The sequence below is a fragment of the Mesorhizobium sp. M4A.F.Ca.ET.020.02.1.1 genome (assembly GCF_004022645.1).
Lineage (GTDB): Bacteria > Pseudomonadota > Alphaproteobacteria > Rhizobiales > Rhizobiaceae > Mesorhizobium.
In genome coordinates this window covers 1-3,576 of record NZ_RZOI01000633.1, presented here as the reverse complement: position 1 = coordinate 3,576, position 3,576 = coordinate 1, and the positions used below count along the sequence as shown (strand labels likewise).

Below are 3,576 nucleotides of genomic sequence, written 5' to 3'. Positions count from 1 at the left end.
ACGACCTCTATCACGAGTTCATCGAATCGGGCGTCAACAAGAAGGGCGGCGGCGCTGGCTCCAAGGCCGCTCTCGTCTATGGCCAGATGAACGAGCCGCCGGGCGCGCGCGCCCGCGTCGGCCTGACCGGTCTCACCGTCGCCGAATATTTCCGCGACCAGGGCCAGGACGTGCTGTTCTTTGTCGACAACATCTTCCGCTTCACGCAGGCGGGCTCGGAAGTGTCGGCGCTGCTCGGCCGTATCCCTTCGGCCGTGGGCTACCAGCCGACGCTCGCCACCGACATGGGCGCGCTGCAGGAGCGCATCACGACGACGACCAAGGGCTCGATCACCTCGGTCCAGGCGATCTACGTGCCGGCCGACGACCTGACCGACCCGGCGCCGGCGACCTCGTTCGCCCACTTGGACGCCACCACCGTGCTCAACCGTGCGATCTCGGAAAAGGGCATCTACCCGGCCGTCGATCCGCTCGACTCCACCTCGCGCATGCTCGATCCGATGGTCGTCGGCGAGGAGCACTACCAGGTGGCGCGCCAGGTGCAGTCGATCCTCCAGCGCTACAAGTCGCTGCAGGACATCATCGCCATTCTGGGCATGGATGAGCTGTCGGAAGAGGACAAGCAGACCGTTGCCCGCGCCCGCAAGATCGAGCGCTTCCTGTCGCAACCGTTCTTCGTCGCCGAAGTGTTCACCGGCTCGCCGGGCAAGCTGGTCGACCTCGCCGACACCATCAAGGGCTTCAAGGGCCTCTGCGCCGGCGACTACGACCACCTGCCGGAAGCCGCCTTCTACATGGTCGGCGGCATCGAGGAAGCGGTCGAGAAGGCCCAGCGCCTGGCGGCTGAAGCGGCATAAGAAGCGAATAGCGAATAGGGAGTAGCGAATAGGAATACCAGCGCGGCGGATTTGTTCTTACTACTCGCTACTCGCTATTCCCTACTCGCTAATTTGATCATGGCTGAAGCTTTCAAGTTCGAACTGGTCTCGCCGGAGCGCCTGCTCGTTTCCGAGCAGGTCGAATCCGTCGTCATCCCCGGCGCCGAAGGCGAGATGACCGTGATGGCGCTGCACGCGCCGGTCATGACCACGATCAAGCCGGGCGTCGTCACGGTGAAGACGGTTGCGGGCAAGGAAGAACGCTATGTGGTGTTCGGCGGCTTCGCCGACATCGTGCCTTCCGGCTGCACGCTGCTTGCCGAGTCGGCGGTGGCGGTCGGCGACATCGATCGCGCGGATGTGGCACGCCGCATCCAGGAGGCGAAGGAAGACGTCGCCGACGCCAAGGACGACCAGGGCCGCAGCAAGGCAGAGCAATTCCTTAGCCAGCTCACCACGCTGGAAGGCGCCATCCTGCCGGCCTGAGATCAGGCTTCCACCGGAGATTGCAAAAGCGGGCTTGCCCCGCTTTTTTGTTTGGTGGACAGTCCGGCTGCCTTTGCGTGGGGGGGGGCCGATGACGCAGCAATCAGACCAGCCAGAAATAGCGCCGCGATCCAGGTGGTCGACGGCGCTGGTGTCGGCCTTTGGCGGGCCGTTCGGCGGGTTTCTCTGGATCGGCGCCGGAAGGCTGGCGCTTGCCGTCCTGATTGTGTTCAGCGCCCTCGGCGTCGCGACTGTCTATATCGGGTTTCCGGTGCTGCCGGGCGCCGATCTTGCCGGGCTGGCCAATTTCTCAGGGTTCGTGTTGATGATCCTGTGGATGGCGCTCGTCGTGCCCTTCGCGCATCGCTTCAAGCCGGACAAATGGTATGCGCACGGGCTTTCGGTGCTGGTGCTCGTCCTGCTCACCTCGTCGGTGCCGGCCTTGCTGATCCGATCGTTCCTGTTCCAGCCGTTTTCGATTCCCTCCGGCAGCATGGTGCCGACACTGCAGGAAGGCGACTATCTCTTCGTCTCCAAATTCGCCTACGGCTACAGCCGCTACAGCGTGCCGTTCAATTTGCTGCCAATCGAAGGACGTGTGCTAGGCGCGGAACCCAAGCGTGGGGATGTGGTGGTCTTCAAATTCCCGTCCGACCCAAGCATCGACTATATCCAGCGGATCGTCGGCTTGCCGGGCGAGAAGATCCAGATGGTCAACGGCGCGCTCCACATCAACGATGTGCCCGTTGGTCTCGAGGATGCCGGCACGTTCCCGTACGAGGAGATGTCGCAGCCGGCCAGGCTTCAGCGCGAGACCTTGCCAGGCGGGGTCAGCCATTTCGTTCTCGACCTGACGGACAATTCGATTGGCGACAACACGCGCGTGTTCGAGGTGCCCGAGGGCCACTATTTCGTGCTTGGCGACAATCGGGACAATGCTTCCGACAGTCGATTCACCGTCGGATTCGTCCCTTACGAAAACCTCGTCGGCAGAGCAGCGCGGCTGTTCTGGAATTCAAAGGGCACCGGCTATTCGTCCCGGCAAACACTGGATGGCTCGGCTGTGGAATAGGCGAGCCATCCGTGGGTGGAACTGCAAGTCTATTCTTGCCGTTCGCCCTCTATGCCAAGCGCGGCGAAGGCCAGGGTGGGGCCGTCCCGGCGCAGGTGGACGAGATGGACAGCCACGAGTTCAATCAATGTCTGGCGCTCGGCGTGGTCCCTGGCAAAGCCAGCGAGATCGAACACCGCCGTCACCGTTTCGTTTGCCGGCAGTTGCTGGCTCAGAAGTTCCGTCAGCGCCGCGTCGAGCGGATCCGTGAAACGGGCTTCCGGCAAGGCCTTGCCGCGCGCCGCGCAGGCGGCGATCCAGGCGGCCACCACCAGGGTGAGATGGACCATTTCGGTGCCGGCTTCCAGGCACTCCAAGACTGACGCCACGATGCGCTGCGGCAGTTTCTGGCTGCCGTCATTGGCGATCTGCGCGGTACGATGGGCAAGCGCGGTGTTCGAAAAACGTTGGGCGAGTTCCGCCGTGTAGGCGCTGGTGTCGAGCCCGGCGTCCTCGGGCAGCGTCGAAATGGCCTCGGCCCACAGGCGATCGACGAACTGCCGGATCGCCGGATCGGCGAAGGCGCGGTCGACGGTCGCGTGGCCGCTGAGCAGGCCGAGATAGGCGATGCCCGAATGCGCGCCGTTGAGCAGTCTCAGCTTCATGTCCTCGAAGGGGCCGACATCGGCGACCATGGTGACGCCGAATTTTTCCCAGGCCGGCCTGCCGGCCGGAAAATCGTCCTCGACGACCCATTGGCAGAACGGCTCGGTCATCACCGGCCAGGCATCCTCGACGCCGAGCTCGACCGCGATGCGTGCCCGGTCGGCATCGGTGGTCGCCGGCACGATGCGGTCGACCATGCTCGATGGGAAGGCCACTTCGTTTGCAACATGGCTGGCAAGAGGGGCATCGCCCGGTGGGGCGAGCTGGACATCGCCCTGTCGGGCGAGCTGGACATCGCCCTGTCGGGCGAGTCCTGCATCGCGCAGCATCGCGAATTCGGCCAGCAGCCGGTGCAGCGTGGCGCCGTTGGCCGGCAGGTTGTCGCAGCAAAGCACGGTGAAGGGCGGCGTGCCGGCGGCGCGGCGGCGCGCCAGCGCTTCCGTGAGGAAACCATGCGCCGTGCGCGGCGATCCCGGATTGGCCAGATCGTGGACG

At 64.5% G+C, this 3,576-nt stretch carries 4 protein-coding genes; 3 read left to right on the top strand and 1 reads right to left on the bottom strand.

Annotated elements, in window-relative coordinates; all coding sequences use genetic code 11:
* From atpD to lepB, 3 genes are all read left to right on the top strand, one after another.
* The coding region (gene atpD, locus EN742_RS28260; RefSeq protein ID WP_128333536.1) for a F0F1 ATP synthase subunit beta at positions 1–857 on the top strand (857 nt) is incomplete at its 5' end.
* 99 nt (positions 858–956) lie between these two features.
* The gene (locus EN742_RS28255) at positions 957–1,364 is read left to right on the top strand and encodes a F0F1 ATP synthase subunit epsilon (RefSeq protein WP_127404729.1); all 408 of its coding nucleotides are present in this window, start codon (positions 957–959) and stop codon (positions 1,362–1,364) included.
* A gap of 325 nt (positions 1,365–1,689) precedes the next feature.
* Complete coding sequence (gene lepB / locus EN742_RS28250) at positions 1,690–2,436, top strand: signal peptidase I (protein WP_348628205.1); 747 nt, start codon at positions 1,690–1,692, stop codon at positions 2,434–2,436.
* 29 nt (positions 2,437–2,465) lie between these two features.
* Here the strand turns inward: lepB and EN742_RS28245 are convergent.
* Positions 2,466–3,576 (bottom strand): mannitol dehydrogenase family protein (locus EN742_RS28245; RefSeq protein WP_148670311.1); only part of this gene is annotated, 1,111 nt, incomplete at its 5' end.